At 36.7% G+C, this 16,027-nt stretch carries 15 protein-coding genes, 1 pseudogene and 1 riboswitch; of the genes and pseudogenes, 11 read left to right on the top strand and 5 right to left on the bottom strand.

Annotated elements, in window-relative coordinates:
• The first annotated feature begins 13 nt into the window (after positions 1-13).
• Together K9B36_RS04995 and K9B36_RS04990 are read left to right on the top strand one after the other, a co-directional pair.
• Entirely contained in the window at positions 14-166 is a 153-nt protein-coding gene (locus K9B36_RS04995) for a hypothetical protein (RefSeq protein ID WP_223700880.1), read from the top strand.
• A 188-nt stretch (positions 167-354) separates the two neighbouring features.
• Entirely contained in the window at positions 355-990 is a 636-nt protein-coding gene (locus tag K9B36_RS04990; RefSeq protein ID WP_223700879.1) for an FMN-dependent NADH-azoreductase, read from the top strand.
• 46 nt (positions 991-1,036) lie between these two features.
• On the opposite strand, the gene K9B36_RS04985 is transcribed toward K9B36_RS04990, so the two are convergent.
• On the bottom strand, positions 1,037-2,269 hold the full coding sequence (locus tag K9B36_RS04985) for a hemolysin family protein (RefSeq protein WP_223700878.1): 1,233 nt from the start codon (positions 2,267-2,269) through the stop codon (positions 1,037-1,039).
• A gap of 242 nt (positions 2,270-2,511) precedes the next feature.
• Between K9B36_RS04985 and K9B36_RS04980 the strand changes: the two genes are divergently transcribed.
• Together K9B36_RS04980 and K9B36_RS04975 are read left to right on the top strand one after the other, a co-directional pair.
• Positions 2,512-3,678 carry an FtsW/RodA/SpoVE family cell cycle protein gene (locus K9B36_RS04980; RefSeq protein ID WP_223700877.1) on the top strand — a complete coding sequence of 389 codons (1,167 nt, stop codon included), beginning with the start codon at positions 2,512-2,514 and terminating at the stop codon, positions 3,676-3,678.
• A 68-nt stretch (positions 3,679-3,746) separates the two neighbouring features.
• Entirely contained in the window at positions 3,747-4,223 is a 477-nt protein-coding gene (locus tag K9B36_RS04975) for a hypothetical protein (RefSeq protein WP_223700876.1), read from the top strand.
• 167 nt (positions 4,224-4,390) lie between these two features.
• Here the strand turns inward: K9B36_RS04975 and K9B36_RS04970 are convergent, their stop codons facing one another.
• Entirely contained in the window at positions 4,391-5,710 is a 1,320-nt protein-coding gene (locus K9B36_RS04970; RefSeq protein WP_223700875.1) for a TrkH family potassium uptake protein, read from the bottom strand.
• Between the two features lie 3 nt (positions 5,711-5,713).
• Positions 5,714-6,370, bottom strand: coding sequence for a potassium channel family protein (locus K9B36_RS04965; RefSeq protein ID WP_223700874.1), 657 nt, complete (start codon positions 6,368-6,370; stop codon positions 5,714-5,716).
• Between the two features lie 117 nt (positions 6,371-6,487).
• Positions 6,488-6,634, bottom strand: a riboswitch (cyclic di-AMP (ydaO/yuaA leader).
• A gap of 428 nt (positions 6,635-7,062) precedes the next feature.
• On the opposite strand from K9B36_RS04965, the gene K9B36_RS04960 reads away from it, so the two are divergent.
• The 7 genes from K9B36_RS04960 (at position 7,063) to K9B36_RS04930 (ending at position 14,351) form a co-directional block, all read left to right on the top strand.
• Positions 7,063-7,710, top strand: a complete 648-nt coding sequence (locus tag K9B36_RS04960; RefSeq protein ID WP_223700873.1) for a TVP38/TMEM64 family protein — start codon at positions 7,063-7,065, stop codon at positions 7,708-7,710.
• Between the two features lie 244 nt (positions 7,711-7,954).
• A complete protein-coding gene (locus K9B36_RS04955) occupies positions 7,955-8,686 on the top strand; it encodes a DUF3784 domain-containing protein (RefSeq protein ID WP_223700872.1) in 732 nt (243 codons plus the stop codon).
• A gap of 29 nt (positions 8,687-8,715) precedes the next feature.
• The gene (locus K9B36_RS04950; RefSeq protein ID WP_223700871.1) at positions 8,716-9,669 is read left to right on the top strand and encodes a calcium/sodium antiporter; all 954 of its coding nucleotides are present in this window, start codon (positions 8,716-8,718) and stop codon (positions 9,667-9,669) included.
• A 12-nt stretch (positions 9,670-9,681) separates the two neighbouring features.
• Entirely contained in the window at positions 9,682-10,497 is an 816-nt protein-coding gene (locus tag K9B36_RS04945) for an undecaprenyl-diphosphate phosphatase (protein ID WP_223700870.1), read from the top strand.
• A gap of 311 nt (positions 10,498-10,808) precedes the next feature.
• Complete coding sequence (locus K9B36_RS04940) at positions 10,809-11,942, top strand: zinc-dependent alcohol dehydrogenase (RefSeq protein WP_223700869.1); 1,134 nt, start codon at positions 10,809-10,811, stop codon at positions 11,940-11,942.
• A gap of 314 nt (positions 11,943-12,256) precedes the next feature.
• Positions 12,257-12,817 carry a tyrosine-type recombinase/integrase gene (locus K9B36_RS04935; RefSeq protein ID WP_223700868.1) on the top strand — a complete coding sequence of 187 codons (561 nt, stop codon included), beginning with the start codon at positions 12,257-12,259 and terminating at the stop codon, positions 12,815-12,817.
• A 19-nt stretch (positions 12,818-12,836) separates the two neighbouring features.
• Entirely contained in the window at positions 12,837-14,351 is a 1,515-nt protein-coding gene (locus tag K9B36_RS04930; protein ID WP_223700867.1) for a potassium/proton antiporter, read from the top strand.
• Between the two features lie 460 nt (positions 14,352-14,811).
• Here the strand turns inward: K9B36_RS04930 and K9B36_RS04925 are convergent.
• Positions 14,812-15,042 (bottom strand): annotated as a pseudogene (locus K9B36_RS04925) (hypothetical protein); the annotation flags it as partial.
• A 156-nt stretch (positions 15,043-15,198) separates the two neighbouring features.
• Positions 15,199-15,822 (bottom strand): hypothetical protein, encoded by a 624-nt coding sequence (locus K9B36_RS04920; protein WP_223700866.1) that lies wholly within the window; start codon positions 15,820-15,822, stop codon positions 15,199-15,201.
• Positions 15,823-16,027: the final 205 nt, after the last annotated feature.

The raw sequence follows: 16,027 nt of genomic DNA, 5'->3' as shown, positions 1-16,027 counted from the left end.
TGGAGGTGTGAACATGATGAAGGATAAACTAAATCATTATGATGGCAGTGTTCATGAGGATTGGGATGCAAATAACCTACAAGAAAGTCAGGAAGCGTTTGTACTGACAGATGACATGCGCAAATCCATTAGCGGTAATCCATTTGAACTACATAAAGCAGAATAGCATGAAGGTTTGAGATTTGTCGATAAAGGCAAGTCTTTTTTTATAGGCATATTACTTGAAATGATTATTGTTATCAATTATTATTATCTCGAATTAAAAATATTTCTTTTCAAGATAGTTGGTAATTTTTTCATTCTTGAGCAGACTATTTATTATTACATTTTACTAAGAGAAGGGATAGATTTGTTTTGGCAAAAGTATTATACATCACGGCTCATCCTCACGATGACAAACAATCCTATAGCATGGCAGTAGGAAAATCTTTTATTGATACTTATAAGGATGTAAACAAGGAAGATGAAGTAGTTCATCTCGATTTATATTCCGAAAACATTCCACATATTGATGCGGATGTATTTAGTGGTTGGGGTAAGCTACAAACCGGTAAAGGCTTCGAAGAACTATCAGAGGAAGAGAAAGCGAAAGTTAGTCGTCTTTCTGAATTATCCGAGCAGTTCATCTCTGCAGATAAATACATTTTTGTTACACCTTTATGGAACTTTTCTTTCCCACCGGTTATGAAAGCGTACCTTGATTCAGTTGCAGTGGCAGGAAAGGCCTTTAAATATACAGCAGAAGGACCAGTAGGGCTCCTTACAGATAAAAAGGCACTGCATATCCAAGCACGCGGAGGAATCTATTCTGAGGGCCCTGCAGCAGGAATGGAAATGGGACACCGTTATTTAACCGTTCTTATGCAATTCTTTGGGGTTCCTTCTTTTGATGGTTTATTTGTGGAAGGGCATAATGCGATGCCTGATAAAGCAGAGGAAATTAAAGAAAATGCAATAGCTCGTGCTAAGGATTTGGCACATACCTTCTAAAACAGGAAAAGGAGTCAACACTTGGTGTTGACTCCTTTATTTTAGGTTAGATAGAGGCCTTTTTTATAACTTTGACTTGTTTTAACATATTATCTTCCATGTTTGTCACTTCAAAGTGAAGGTGCTGGTATTCAATGCTTTCTCCTGGTTCAGGGATATGTCCGATTTCTTTATAAAGAAATCCTGCAATGGTATCTTCTTCTTCTGGAACTTTTGTTTTAAATACCTCATTAAAGCGACGTATGGAAATTTTCCCGTGACAGATAATTTGGGTTTCCGTTAATTCCTCAATAAGAATTTCTCCCTCTTCATCTGTTTCATCTTCTATCTCTTGACCTATCATTGCTTCAATAATATCTTCATGACTAATAATTCCAGTAGTTCCGCCGTATTCATCTATGACTATTGCTATGTGTTTTTTCTCTTTTAACATCATTTTAAATACTTTTTCAATATTTGTAGACTCTGCAACAAATAAGGGTGTTGCGTCCATAAAGTCTTTAATTGTTAAATGAGGCTGTAAAGACCAATTTAGGAGCAGTTTGGCATGAAATACACCCACAATATTATCCATATTTTCCTTATACACTGGATATCTTGAATGACTGCTATCCATTACAATATTTCTTGCTTCTTCAAATGTTATATCACAAGGAAGTCCGTTTATTTCCACTCTAGGTGTTTTTAAAGCATCCCTAACATCTTTTGTGTAGAAATCAATTGCACCTTTTATTCTCTGAGATTCTTCTTGATAGAAGGTTCCTTCTGTTAAAGCAATATCAACCATCGTTTTTAGTTCTTCTTTAGAAAGGCTGGCCTCCTGAATCATTCCTTTTGAAAGGAAGCGAATGATACCCTTTGTGAAAAGGGAGAGTATGTAAATTAAAGGCTTGAATGCTATAATTAAAAACAATATAACTGGTGCAACTATGTATGAAACTTTATTGGCAAAAGTAGCAGCAATTGATTTTGGCAGTACTTCAGCGAATACAATTATGACAACTGTTAACACAGCTGTTGCGATACCGATATTAAATTCATATTGAATGGCGATCAAAGTAACTAAGGTTGGTAGCATAATGTTTGAGATATTATTACCAATAAGAATAGCGGTAATAAATTCGTTAGGACGTTTCACCAAGCCTAACAGCCTTTGGGAGCGAAGATCATTGTTTTCAGCTTGTGTTTGAATTTTCATTTTATTTGCTGCGGTAAGAGCGGTTTCGCTGCCTGATAAAAAGAAAGACATAAACAAGAAGAATATAAGTGCAAAAATCATAAATTGTTTCCTCCTAAGATAATTTAATAGTAGTAATTTCCCCCAGTCATTTATAAACCATTCCCTTTGGTTAAAAATACATAAACTTAAAACAATGATATATATTGACGTTATCTGCTTTGTCGCATATGATTTAATCGTTATGAAACAATACATTTATTATACAATAGAACGTTCTCAAAGAAATAATAATATACAAAGCTTGGATAATTCGAAGCTTTAATAAAATGGAGTAGAAATGAATGGAGTATAAAGACAAGCAGCAATTGGACGGTACCTTAATCTTCCTCATGCTTTTGATGGTGTTAGCAAGCTTAATCGCTTTAGATAGTATTGAACCTACTTTACCGGCTAATCTTCAGGGTATTAATTTTATGGAAAAACAATTAGTGTGGTTTCTGGTCGGAGCTGTAGGAATCGGAATTTCCTTATCCATCCATTTTGATTATTTGCGTAATCTTGCCTGGATTACTTACGCCCTCGGAGTAATCTTACTTTTGGGTTTAGAGTTTAATATTCCAAGCAGTCTCGTTCTGAACATTAAAGGTGCTACAAGCTGGTACTACTTACCGGGTCTTGGGAATATTCAGCCCTCAGAATTAATGAAAATTTCTTTGATTCTTGTGCTTAGTAAAATAATTGCAGACCACCGGGCTAAATTTGAAGAACCTGAATTAAAGGACAGCTTTTATCTTCTATTTAAAATATTAGCTGCCTCCATGGTACCGCTTCTTCTAGTAGCTAAGCAACCGGACATGGGGACAACCATGGTTTATCTGTCTATCATTGCCGCATTGATTTTGGTTTCTGGAATTCGTTGGAGCATCATTGCTGGGATTTGCATAATTGGAATTGCAGCAGCAGGGCTTTTTCTGTATATCTTCTTTCAATTTCCTGAGTTTTTCCATTCCTATCTAATTCCAGAGTACCAGTTGAATCGGTTCTACGGATGGCTTAACCCATATGAGTATCAAGATGCTCAAGGATTTCAGCTAGTTCGCTCTTTGTTGGCCATTGGCTCAGGAGAGTATATTGGCGCAGGGTATGGATCAATGAATGTTTATTTACCTGAAGCGCATACAGATTTCATTTTTTCGGCCATAGCCAATCAGTTTGGTTTTATGGGTGCAATTGTCGTTTTATCTTTATTCTTCCTTTTGTTATATAAAATCACCTTTGTTGCCCTTCAATGTCACGATCCATATGGGTCGTATTTATGCACAGGTATCATTGGAATGATAACATTTCAGGTTTTTCAAAATGTAGGCATGACTGTAGGGTTATTACCGATTACAGGTATCCCTTTACCGTTCTTCAGTTATGGTGGAAGTTCCTTGCTTACTTATATGATTGCTATTGGAATAGTATTGAATGTGCAACTTAGGACAAGGAAATACGTTTTCACTTAATTTCTTTGGATAAAAAAATTAAAATGATATAATATAAGCATATTGAAATATATTTTCTTGGAGGCACTATGTTAACATTTGAACAAAAACTTGCAATAATTAAATCCTTTCCAGAGCTAAAAAGGAAGGATGTTTCATTAAAACGTGTTAATTATCAATTTGAAGAGAGTGCTAGTGATAAAAAGAATGTTGTTTATCATCTACATCCCAATGGCAATGGCTTTGTGTATGCAAGGGGTCTAAAAGAATATTCTATAGATGAAAAAGGCATGGTAAACATTCGTGAATTTACCGAAGAAAAACTGCGGGATATCATTGGTAAAACAATTGAAAAGATGAAAGATGCCGATGAAGAAGTTGTGGTGCAAACAGAGAATTTCAAGGATGAAAAATGGAAGAATGACGAAGATCAGACGCTTATGTTGATACAGGAAGACGATATGTGGAATGTATATGCTGGACCTAATCTCGATGGCACATTCTTATCTTATAACGAAGCAAAACAATATTTAATTGAAGAAGGATTTAGCAAGCGATTCTATTAGAGAATCGCTTTTTTTGATGTGTTTAATTTGGATGGAAATGGAAAATGGGGCCAGGCCCCTAGGAAAGGTAATTTTTTTAATTAGGCTTACAGCAACGATCTTTAAGAAATGAGCTTAAAAAAAGCTCCATTCACTTTGGGTGAGCAGGAGCTTTTGTTTGATTAGAATTAGCCTGTTAAGACATCTTCTGCTGGGTAGCGAATTTTAGCTGGAGTTGGTTTTGCCAGGGTGTAGGCTAATGTCAGCGGTCCCAGTTTCCCAAGAAGCATAATAAAAATAATAACACATTTTCCGATTTCGCTAAGACTCGAGGTAATACCCATGGAAAGTCCCACTGTCCCAAAGGCGGAAACTACTTCAAAAAGAATAAGAAGAAAGTCTTTGTTTTCAGTTATGGTTAAAATAAATAATGATAAAAAAACAAATAGAAGACTTATCATAGTTATTGAAAGTGACTTGTAAACATTTATCTGATGGATGGACCTTCTAAAAATCCTAATCTCGGGTTTTCTTCTAATGAACGAGACAACAGCTAGCATAATAATAAGAAACGTTGTTAGCTTTATTCCTCCACCGGTTGATGTGCTACCGGCACCGATAAACATCAGCAATATCATAAAGAGAATGGATGGTGTCTCCATTGACCCAATGTCAATCGTGTTAAAGCCAGCGGTTCTAGGTGTTACCGCTTGGAAATAAGAAGCATAAAGTTTCTCTATTATATTTAGATTTGCGAGAGTATTAGGGTTATAGAATTCTAAGGTAAAGAAGATAAGCATTGCTAATAGGTTAATTCCAAGCGTGCCATATAGCATGATTTTTGTGTGAAGGGACAGCTTTCTATGCTCCTTGGTGTACCATAGATCTGTCAGTACTGTAAAACCTATTCCCCCAATAATGAATAGGAAGGAGATAACAATGTTAATTACAGGATCTCCTACATATTGCATTAAACCATCAGACCATAAAGCAAAACCAGCATTGTTAAAAGCTGAAACCACATGGAAAATACTTAAGTAGATGCCTTCTCCCCAGCCATATTCAGGAATCCAGCGATAAAATAAAATGAGAGCAGCTGTTCCTTGAATCAAGAAAGAGAAGATGATTACTCTACGAACAAGTAGAACAATTCCCCCAAGAGATGATTGATTTAAAGCTTGCTGCAGAACTAATCTCTCTTGAAAACCAATCTTTTTGCCGAGCATCATAAAGATTAAAACAGCGAAGGTCATAATTCCAATACCACCAATTTGAATTAAAAACATTATCACTATTTGGCCAAAGGTGGTAAAAGCTACAGGGGTATCCACCACTATCAGCCCTGTTACAGTCATAGCAGATGTAGCAGTAAATAATGCGTTAATAAAAGAGATATTATCGGTAGTAGATACAGGAAGCAACAAGAATAGTGTTCCAAGAAACACAAAAACTACAAAAACTATAACTAATAGTTGAGGAGGACTTAGTTTTAACTTGTTTTTACGCATTGTTTAAACCCCAACTTCTTCAAAGCGGTGAATATCTTCATTTCGACCCAATATAATCATCAAGTCACCTTCTTGAATAATTTCGTCTGCTGCAGGAGATAGGATAATATCCCCGTTTCGTTGGATGCCGATTAAGGTACATCCAAATCTGGCTCGGATGTCTAATTCCATCAAATCTTTGTTTGCTACTTTTTTCGATGCGTATAGTTCTGCAATACTGTGATTATCTGAGAGTTCGATGTAATCGATTATTTTATCGGATATAACATGATGAGCAATTCTTTTTGCCATATCTCTTTCTGGTTGGATGATGCGGTCTACCCCGATTTTCTCCAAAACCTTCTGATGGTATTTATTCGTTGCTTTTACCCACACCTGTTTTAGACCCATTTCTTTGAGCAGAAGACTACACAGAATGCTGGATTCAATATCGTCTCCCATAGATACAATAGCATGGTCAAAATTACGTAAGCCAAGAGAGTTTAGTAATCCTTCATCTGTAGCATTTCCTTGAACAGCATGAGTAGCAAACTGGCTAATTTTATCAATATTATCTGCATCTTTGTCTATAGCAAGCACTTCTACTCCAAGCGTGGAGAACTCTTCCACTATGCTGCCTCCGAATCGTCCTAAACCAATAACGGCAAACTGTTTTTTCATCTGTATTCCTTCTTTCGTAAAGGCTTTCTTGAATTTATCCTAAAGTAGCACCTATATTAACATAAAAAAGACCGTTCCTTGAAAACACAAAGAATGGCCCCTAATCCATAAATTAGACCCTTCTCTCAATAAGCTTACGAGGTTAGCTGTCGGGTTAGAGGATGAGAGTCCTCTTCGTTTTTTACGATTCACCCCAAATATCCGCAATATTACCGGATACTATTATGGTTCCCCCGCTCTCAAAAGATTAAGCAATAGGTTTTTAGTTTCTTTAAAGTGATTTTTACTCTGTTTCATTATCATTTGAGAAAGTAAAACAGATTTTTTATGATGTATAATAATTTACTCTCCTTTATCGGGTTCGTCAATAAGTTTCATATAAATATTTTAAGATATTGATGGTCAATGCAATATCATAAAAGCATCCTCATATAGTTAAAGATCAAATGAATACCTAAGCGCAGCTATATGGGAGTACGAAAAATTTCTCTTTTACAATTGTGGGTTATTATTTCTGAAAATGATGATTTAGTGGTAAAGTTTGAATAGGAAGTATTTTCATTTTGATTTCCTATTTACTAGTAAAAGTGTATAGCTTAGAAAGTGAAGCTGTTATAAAATAGAATGACATATGAAGAAATTAGTTGGTGAAAGGGGGCACTCCTATATCTCGTCAAAGGGTAATAAAAATCTTGTCATTTCTTATTATTGTTATAGCTCTCATTTTTATATTCAACATGGAATGGTTTACTATTATGAAAAGTGGCGACATGGAAATGATTCAAAAGTTTTTAGAGAAGGAATTGCCCGTCACCCTTTTTATTATGCTGTTATTAATGGTCATCCAAAACTTATTTACCCTTATTCCAATTATCATTATAATTATGGTGAATGTTGTTCTATTCGGTTTTGTTAATGGGTACCTATGGAGTGTTGTTTCAAGTATAATAGGGGCTTCCTTTTCCTTTATTTTATATAGATATTGGTTTCAGTCGTATCTCTTAAGGAAGGCAAATCCCAGTCTTATTGAAAAACTAGAACAAAATGGTTTTTTCTTCGTATTTCTTATGAGGTTATTTCCTTTTGCACCTTCGAGTATAATTAACACCGCTTCCGGTATCAGTTCAATCAAAATGTCTCATTTTCTCTTAGCTACTACTTTAGGAAATATGCTTTATTTAGGATTACTTAGTGCGATTACAATTGGTTTATTATCCGAAGAAATACAAGGATATCTAATCATATCTCTATTACTAGCCTTTATACCAAGTTATTTTCTTTATCGGAAATTTAAACCTGGTGGTACTGGCGTAAAAAAATGGAAAGTAAAAGGTCACTAATTATAGCCCTTTTAAATAGAGGAGAATATAGAAGAAATTACGATTTTAGCGGTAGAACTACTAGTAAGCCTCTCCAAAAAGAAATATGGAGAGGCTTTATTATAGAGTAGCACTACGTGTGAACTTTCTAAAAGGTTATTTTCGCATTGCTTGTTGCTTACTTCAACAAGCCCCTTCTTTAAAAATATCAATTAACATAAACTTAATCACTAAGGGGTAATAAATAAAAAAGGGGGCATGGAGAATGTGGGCGATTGTAAGTATACAGTTTTTTCTGATTTCTTTATTCTTAATTCTAGGTTGGGTCATCTACAAGAAAAAAGCATATGGTCTAGTTTCTGGTTTCCAATCTCGATCAGAGACTGAACAACAGGAAATGATCGATAATGGCTATCCACAAAACGCAGCAAAGTTATTGCTTGCAACAGCTGTAGGAATGTTGACTCTTTTACCATTACAATTACTAGAATTTACATATGCATTAGAAATACAGTTTGGTTTTATGTTGCTTTTTTTGCTTGGAGGTTTTGTGTACTTATCAAAATTCGAAGTGCCAAAGAGAAGAAAAATAAGCTATATAATCAGCTCTTCGATTTTTGTTCTTGTCCTTTCTTTTGTAAGCATTTTAACTTTCTTAGGATATCAGGAATTTAAACTTGTACTAAATGAGAATTCTTTAGAAGTTACAGGAATCTATGGGGATGACTGGTCCTATGAGGATATTGAACAAGTTGATCTATTAGAAGAGATGCCAGAGGTTACTTTGAAGCAAAATGGTTTTGGAATGGCATCCATGTCAAAAGGGTATTTTAAAGTAGAGAATTACGGGAGTAGTCTCTTATTTCTTTATAAGGATTTTCCCCCTTATCTTTACATTAAAATGGAAAATGAACATATCTTCCTTAATGCTAAATCAGATGTTATCACAGAAAAGTGGTACATTGAACTTCAAAAAAGAACAAGTTCCAATAATTGAGTAAATAACGTAAAAGGAATGATCATTTTATGACATACGTATTGTTAATTGTAGGCTTTGCGCTGTTAATTAAAGGTGCTGATTTATTTGTAGATGGTGCATCAAAGTTAGCAACTTTGCTACGTGTATCTCCGCTTTTGATCGGGCTAACTATTGTTGCTTTTGGTACAAGCTCACCTGAAGCAACTGTCAGTGTTTTGGCTGCCTTGGATGGGAGTGCAGAGGTAGCGCTTGGAAATATTGTCGGAAGTAATATATTTAATATCACACTAGTGGTCGGGTTGACCGCACTAATCAACCCCCTTAAGGTTGAAAGTGTAACCATTCGGAAAGAAATCCCCTTTACTTTATTGGGGAGTGCTGTGCTGCTTGTTGTAATCAGTGATGTAGTGCTTCAAGGTTTTAGTGAAAATTTAATCACACGAAGTGACGGTTTCATTTTCTTATTGATTTTTAGTGTCTTTATGTATTATATTTTTGAGGTTGCTAGAAATAATCGGGAACAAGCCAAGCCTGAAGAAGGGGCAGAAAAAATCCCTTGGGGCAAGAATGGAGTTTTAACTTTAATTGGTCTTGCTGCCATTATTTTTGGGGGAGAGCTAGTTGTGCGTAACAGCACCGAGATTGCTGTTTCTCTTGGAATGAGTGAGACGCTGGTGGGACTTACGATTGTGGCAGTTGGGACATCCTTACCTGAGCTAGTAACATCCATAACGGCCGCTTTAAAAAAACAAAGCGAAATCGCCTTGGGTAACATAGTAGGTAGCAATATCTTTAATATCCTATTTGTGCTCGGTGCTGCTTCTGTGATTGCACCACTACCAGTTAACGATAAAATATTTACGGATATATTTTTGATGCTTTTCTTAACTGTAGTCCTGCTTGTTTTTTCCCGAACGAAATATCGGATAGGAAAAGTGGAGGGAAGTATCCTCGCAATAGCCTATGTGTTATATTTAATCTTTATTATTATACGAAACTGAGGTAGATTATCAATGGAAGAAATCTATAATTTATTAAAGTACTTGTTATTAGGAATATTTCAGGGGATAACAGAGCCAATACCTGTTTCATCCAGCGGGCATGTGATGATCTTACAGGAATTATTAGGAATTAGGCTTGAAGGCTTAACATTTGAAATAATTGTTAACACCGCTTCATTGGTTGCGATACTGATTATTTACCGTGAATCAATTTCACAACTTTTTGTTGGAGCCACCCGTTACGTTGCAAAACGCGATCATAAGGACAAAGCAGACTTTCGCTTTGCATTATTTTTAATTATAGGTACGATACCTGCCGGAGTAATCGGAGTTTTATTTGGAGATGCGATTGCTGCAATGCTTGATGAAAGCATCAAGCTGATAGGGATTACCCTTATTATAACAGGTATAGCACTGTTTCTTATCAGAAACTTAAGAGGAAGAAAAAGTGATGCAGGATTAACTTTTAGAGATGCTATCATTATTGGCCTGGCACAGGCGGTTGCGTTAATACCAGGAATAAGCCGATCAGGGGCTACAATTGTAGCTGCAATGGGACTTGGATTGAAGCAGGAAACTGCATTAAAGTTCTCGTTTTTATTGTTTATCCCTGTTAGTGTCGGGAGTATTATGCTTGCGATTTCTGATTTTTTGAGCATTCCTGATTTTGACCAGTTGATATTGCCTTATTCTGTTGCCTTTTTGGGTGCACTCGTTGCTTCTTACTTTTCATTAAAATGGTTTATGAACATAATGGCAAAAGGGAATCTGGTTTATTTTTCTATCTACTGTTTTATTGTCGGAACGTTGGTAATACTATTTTTATAGAATTAAAGAAAAAAACTCCGGTTACGGGGTTTTTTTATTGGATGAGTTAAGCACCAGCTGTTAATCAACACTCAATTTTAACAGGGGCAATAAATTTAGACCAGTTGGTTATTAAAACAGAATTTCTTGTGATTACTGGAATATAAAGAGAACTTTATCTGAAGGAATATTAAAACTGTTTGTGAGGAAAACTTCAATTAGATAGGCTCTTTTCATAGTGATTGTTCTAGTAAGCGTCCTTAAAACTTACGTAAAAGCAACAATCAATGCGAAAACAGCGAATAGTTAAAGTATCGATAGGAGTGTGTGGAATGAGAGCTGTAACTTACCAAAGTCCAAATAATGTAGCGGTAACGGAAGTGGATGATGCGAAGCTTGAAAAAAATGATGATGTCATAGTACGTATTACATCAACTGCAATTTGTGGATCAGATCTTCATCTTTATCAAGGAAATATGCCTTTACCAAAGGGCTATATTATAGGACATGAGCCGATGGGAATCGTTGAAGAAGTGGGTCCGGAAGTGACAAAGGTTAAAAAGGGTGACAGAGTAGTTATCCCTTTTAATGTCTCTTGTGGAGAATGTATCTACTGTAAGCATGATTTAACTAGTCAGTGCGATAATTCTAATCCTCACTACGATTCAGGCGGGTATTTTGGATACACAGAAAAATTCGGGAATCATCCAGGAGGACAAGCGGAATATCTGAAAGTCCCCTTTGGCAATTTTACGCCTTTTGTTATCCCTGAGACATGTGAACTAGAAGATGAATCCCTTCTATTTTTATCGGATGTCTTACCAACTGCATACTGGAGTGTTGAAAATGCAGGAGTGAAAAAAGGGGATACAGTGATTGTTCTTGGCTGTGGTCCGGTCGGATTAATGGCCCAGAAGTTTTCCTGGATGAAGGGTGCGAAACGTGTCATTGCCGTTGATTACTTGGAATACCGGCTAGACCACGCGAAGAAGATGAATAATGTAGAGGTATTTGATTTTACTAAATACCCTGATATGGGAGAGCATTTGAAGGAAATCACAAATGGCGGAGCGGATGTTGTTATCGATTGTGTTGGTATGGATGGGAAAAAGTCCCCCCTGGAGTTTATCGAGCAAAAGCTGAAGTTACAGGGTGGAACCTTGGGACCTGTACAAATTGCAACGAAGGCAGTCAGAAAGACAGGAACAGTGCAACTCACAGGGGTGTACGGAGCGAATTACAATAACTTCCCTCTTGGAGCCTTCTTCGCGCGAAACATCACTTTGAAAATGGGCCAAGCACCTGTCATACCAATCATGCCAAAGCTGTTTCAAATGATTATTGATAAAAAGTTTGATCCAAAAGAAATTATCACTCACAAGGTTAGCCTGGACGAAGCTGACAAAGCCTATAAGATGTTTAATAATCATACGGATAATTGCATCAAAGTAATATTAAAACCATAATAGAACAGTCTTTTAATGAATGTGACGGGTTGTAACAACTCTACGCAAAAGCAACAATGTTGCAATAACCGTCTTTTGAAAAGTTAAAAAGAAATTCAAGCGAGGGAGCACCTCACAATAAATTTTTAGAAAGAAAGGGTTCAGAATGGATACATTCAGAACCCTTTTGTGTATTTTTATGACAAGAAAAGTCTATACAAGTAATTTTTTCGCTAAACTGTTAGACTTTTTTGTTTTCTTTGGAGTATTTTCTTAGATGTTACATATATATATGATATAATCAAGTTAAGTAACATTAGAAGGTGGCTGGTGGAATGGAATGCGTAGAAGCACTTAGGGATATTAATTATATAAGTGACATAAAACATTACCTACAGAAAAACTCGAAAAGAGATTATTTGTTTTTTGTGATGGGAATTAATATGGGGCTGCGTGTAAGTGAACTGCTGCAGCTAAAAGTGAAAGATGTAGTGGAAGAAGAGGGAATCATAAAAGAATTCTACGACGTTAAAACTGATGATCCTTCTCCTGCCATCTATATTAATAGACAAGTTGAAGCGGCCTTAGAAAGTTATTTCCAGACTGTAAATTTGGAACCGCAAGATTACCTCTTTAAATCAAAAAAGTGCGCAACTCCCATCACCCGCCAACAAGCGTATCGCATTATAAACAAAGCAGCCAAAGAAGTAGGCGTTCTAGGGAAAGTAGGAACACATACACTTCGAAAAACGTTCGGATACCATGCTTATCGCAGTGGGGTTGCTATCTCGATACTTCAAAAACATTTTCATCATAGTACACCTTCTGAAACACTTCGTTACCTAGGTATATCCAAAAAAGAGAATAATCTTGTGAAAATTGATGTGAATCTATAACTTTTAAAGGAGGGAGACTATGATTTCAGGAGCTTTTAACGTAGACTATTTTATTCTTTTAATTGCTATTTTACTAATTGTTGGTGTAATTACAACGAAGTTTTCTTCTAAAATGGGAGTACCCGCACTTGTTCTTTTTATTATAGTAGGGATGATAGCAGGAAGCGATGGAGTGGGTTTAATTTCTTTTGATAATCCCAAGTATGCGCAGCTTATAGGGATTTTTGCACTTGTCATCATTCTATTCGAGGGTGGTCTGCAAACGAAATGGACGACTGTCAGACCGGTCATTGTACCATCTGTATTATTGGCAACGATCGGGGTTGTTCTAACTACTTCCATTGTGGCTTTAAGTGCCATGTTAATACTTGATGTGACCCTATTAGAAGCATTTCTTTTTGGTGCTATTGTTGGATCAACAGATGCAGCTGCCGTTTTTGCAGTGTTAAAAGGGCAGAATATCAATGAACGGATGGGAGCCACACTCGAAGCAGAATCAGGCACGAATGACCCGATGGCTGTTTTCCTTACCTTATCTTTCATCGAAATTATAATGGCGTCGAATCCCAGTTATATAGGGTTTATTGGAAACTTTTTCTGGCAAATGGGGTTCGGACTAATTTTTGGCCTTGCTTTAGGAAAGATTGCTTCTTATGCAATTAATCGAATTAATCTTGATTCGAGTGGTCTTTATCCTGTTTTTGCTCTTGCCTTTGCTTTACTTACCTATAGTGCTGCGGCACTTATGGGGGCAAGCGGTCTTCTAGCAGTTTATGTGGCTGCTTTAATAATCGGGAATAAAGAATTAACCTATCGTCATTCGATCTTCCGGTTTAATGAAGGTTTTGCCTGGATGATGCAAATTTTGATGTTTATCCTATTGGGGTTATTGGTTTTCCCAGGTCAGTTATTTCAATTAGATATTATGCTAAAGGGCTTGTTGATATCGGTTATCCTCATTGTTGTCGCAAGACCGATAGCTGTCTTTCTTTCTACTATAGGATTAGGATTCGATGTGAAAGAAAAAATATTTTTGTCATGGGCCGGTTTACGTGGGGCTGTTCCAATTGTTCTAGCAACATTCCCGATGCTTGCTGGTATACCCAATAGTCAGCTGTTTTTTAATGTTGTGTTCTTCGTTGTATTGACCTCCACGCTTGTACAGGGCTCAACGATTACGTTGCTTGCACATAAATTGAATCTTATGGGTCCAAAGAAAATTGCGCCGTTACACTCCTTGGAGCTAGTCTCTATCGGAAAAGCAAATGCAGAAATTATTGAGTATGAGGTAGAAGAAGATACTGCCATCATTGGCCAATCTCTTGCAGATATTGAATTTCCCAAGAACACACTTATCAACGCAATTATAAGATCAGGCATACTAGTTACGCCTTCTGGAGATACCATCATAAAAGAGAAGGATTTTCTCTATATTTTAACTTCTAGAAAAAGTAAAAAAGAATTAGAAGCGTTTTTAAGGCAAAAGAATGAAGATGAGATTGAGGAAGAAATAGAATTGAAGAAAAGTTTATAAATGAAAAGCTGGCTGATCCTATGGTTAATAAGGTCATCCAGCTTCTTTATTTATCTTGAGTAAGTTGTTATAACCCTTATCAGTCGGTACTTCCATTCTCTTTCAAGAGTATTCGCGACAAGTTAACCTTAATTTTGCAAGCAATAATCTTAGATCCTTAGGTTTTAATCTATTGATCACTGTTTCCAAAGGTATTACCGAATCCTTGGCCTCCACCAAAGCCAGGAGCGCCGCCAAAGCCAGGAGCACCACCGTAACCAGGAGGGCCACCGTAACCAGGAGCGCCGCCATAACCAGGAGGGCCGCCATAACCAGGAGGGCCACCGTAACCAGGAGCACCACCGTAACCAGGAGGGCCACCAAACCCAGGAGCACCGCCATAACCAGGAGGGCCACCAAACCCAGGAGCACCGCCATAACTAGGAGCGCCACCAAACCCACCTCCAGGATATCCCCCACCAAATGGTGTGCCTCCACCGAAGAAACCACCAGGTGTGTTAAACAGAGCACTTCCAACAAGCCCCCCAACTAATCCACCGAGTAAAGGGTAGCCAAAGCCTCCAAAACCTCCGTATCCGCCGCCAAAGCCTTTGGGATTACCAAAGCCTTTTGCGCCTCCAAACATACCACCGAAACCTTTTGAACGGTACCCTGCCAAAGGAGCGGGACCGTTCCATCGTTGAGATAACATATTTCTCCTCCTCAAATATAGGTTTACTAAGTATAGTATGTATAACTGACCAATAGGTGCCCGGCCTTACCTTACGCTTACAGGCGATAAAAGTGCCAAGTACATATCCTCAAAAAGAAGACACCCCCTCTATAGTAAGAGAAGGTGCCATCCATTTTAAGAAGGCTTTTCTTCAATTGCTTGTTTTAATTTCTTGATTTCTATAATAATATCTTTCTTTTCAACATTTAATTCTTTAGAAATTTCCCGGAATGACTGACCATTTTCTTTCTTAGCAAGAATCTCTTCAAGTTCTACATCCGATAGTTTGGAAAGAACAGAAGCTTTGACAAGGGTGTGTAGACTCACTCCTTCTTTTAAGTGCAGGTTTAACTCTGTTTCCTCTTTATTTAAATAGGAGGCTAGATTTAACATTACTTTGTCTTTATTTTTTTCTAAATACTCTTTATGCTTTTTCCAATGGCGATGATGTTTAATTTCGTTTGGATCCACTCCGAAATGTTTTGCTGTCTCTTTCCATGACCTATTCTTTTTGTAAAAGGTTAATACTATTTCTGGATCCTGTTTAGCTATTTTGGAAATCTTTATGGCATGATAGATATCATGTTTATCATATCCGAGTTTTTCGAGCTCAGCTATCTTACCTTGATCCGCTGACTTCCATCCTTGTTCTAGCTCATGGAAGTTTTGTAAAGGTTGAATAGATGCTACTTCAGCTTGTGGATTCACACTTATTCCTATAAACATACAACAAAATAGAAAATAAATTAACCTCTTCAAGAAACTACCTCCCAATTTATGTATTCTTTTAATATTATCCCCAAAATTGAATATTAAATGTAATGATTTCCATTTAAAGTAGGCGTTATGACTCTTACAGGAAAATGGATGTTTAAAATAGAGAATTAAACTGCAATTAGAGTAGGTACTTTCCCAATAGCCACCTTGCGAAAACTGTTCTATGATAGAAGATGAGACTATCGAA

It is taken from the genome of Sutcliffiella deserti, assembly GCF_020037475.1.
Classification (GTDB): Bacteria; Bacillota; Bacilli; order Bacillales; family Bacillaceae_I; genus Sutcliffiella_A; species Sutcliffiella_A deserti.
This window is presented reverse-complemented; position numbering and strand designations above follow the sequence as displayed.

Excerpts from the sequence above, each read along its gene's own strand:
- K9B36_RS04995 (WP_223700880.1), top strand. The coding sequence starts at position 14 with ATGATGAAGGATAAACTAAATCATTATGATGGCAGTGTTCATGAGGAT.
- K9B36_RS04985 (WP_223700878.1), bottom strand. The coding sequence starts at position 2,269 with ATGATTTTTGCACTTATATTCTTCTTGTTTATGTCTTTCTTTTTATCA.
- K9B36_RS04980 (WP_223700877.1), top strand. The coding sequence starts at position 2,512 with ATGGAGTATAAAGACAAGCAGCAATTGGACGGTACCTTAATCTTCCTC.
- K9B36_RS04975 (WP_223700876.1), top strand. The coding sequence starts at position 3,747 with ATGTTAACATTTGAACAAAAACTTGCAATAATTAAATCCTTTCCAGAG.
- K9B36_RS04970 (WP_223700875.1), bottom strand. The coding sequence starts at position 5,710 with ATGCGTAAAAACAAGTTAAAACTAAGTCCTCCTCAACTATTAGTTATA.
- K9B36_RS04965 (WP_223700874.1), bottom strand. The coding sequence starts at position 6,370 with ATGAAAAAACAGTTTGCCGTTATTGGTTTAGGACGATTCGGAGGCAGC.
- K9B36_RS04955 (WP_223700872.1), top strand. The coding sequence starts at position 7,955 with ATGTGGGCGATTGTAAGTATACAGTTTTTTCTGATTTCTTTATTCTTA.
- K9B36_RS04950 (WP_223700871.1), top strand. The coding sequence starts at position 8,716 with ATGACATACGTATTGTTAATTGTAGGCTTTGCGCTGTTAATTAAAGGT.
- K9B36_RS04945 (WP_223700870.1), top strand. The coding sequence starts at position 9,682 with ATGGAAGAAATCTATAATTTATTAAAGTACTTGTTATTAGGAATATTT.
- K9B36_RS04940 (WP_223700869.1), top strand. The coding sequence starts at position 10,809 with ATGAGAGCTGTAACTTACCAAAGTCCAAATAATGTAGCGGTAACGGAA.
- K9B36_RS04935 (WP_223700868.1), top strand. The coding sequence starts at position 12,257 with ATGGAATGCGTAGAAGCACTTAGGGATATTAATTATATAAGTGACATA.
- K9B36_RS04930 (WP_223700867.1), top strand. The coding sequence starts at position 12,837 with ATGATTTCAGGAGCTTTTAACGTAGACTATTTTATTCTTTTAATTGCT.